The sequence below is a fragment of the Brachybacterium sp. Marseille-Q7125 genome, from assembly GCF_023062615.1.
In the GTDB taxonomy this organism is placed as follows: domain Bacteria; phylum Actinomycetota; class Actinomycetes; order Actinomycetales; family Dermabacteraceae; genus Brachybacterium.
Genome location: NZ_JALLAL010000145.1, coordinates 1 through 566, shown reverse-complemented (window position 1 = coordinate 566; position 566 = coordinate 1). Strand labels below are relative to the sequence as shown.

The window sequence follows — 566 nt, the reverse complement described above, 5'->3', positions numbered from 1 at the left end:
CCGCTTTCGAGGCCGTCGAGATCTCCGACCTGTCACTGAACGACAACCCCACCCGCGCCATCCGCACACTCCACCGATCAGACCCCCGCCGACCGGGGGTGTTGCTTCGACGCTATGACACCACCCTGGCCTGCAGATCTGTTTTGCTCATCCGGAACGACTGCTCCACGTGCCACAGGTCGTGGTAACTGGAGATCACCTCGCCCGGGCCCATGATCGTGGCCGGGATATTGGTGACGTAGCCCTTGAGCCCCACCAGACGCCGCGCCTCCTCCAAAGCCCGGGTGTTCAGCACGTTCTTACCCCCGGCACGGGTGACGAACCGGGTGGCGTGGGGCCGCTTCTCACCCTCGATGACCGCGACCGCCCGGTTCTCCTGCGCGGTCAGTGTCTTCCCATCCCGCACGGCCCGTTTGCGGGAGTAGGCCCAGACCGCCCTCCAGCATCCTGGATGCTCCACCGGATCCCAGCCGGGAGCCTCTCGTTGCCGCAGGTCAAAGGTGGGTTTGGTGTTGGCGTGGCGGGGTGTGATGGTGTCGATGACCTGCCCGTCACGGAACGCGTCG

1 pseudogene is annotated in these 566 nt (G+C 65.9%); it reads right to left on the bottom strand.

The window, feature by feature from the left end:
* Positions 1 to 118: 118 nt before the first annotated feature.
* Positions 119 to 566 (bottom strand): annotated as a pseudogene (locus MU407_RS14110) (IS1634 family transposase); the annotation flags it as partial.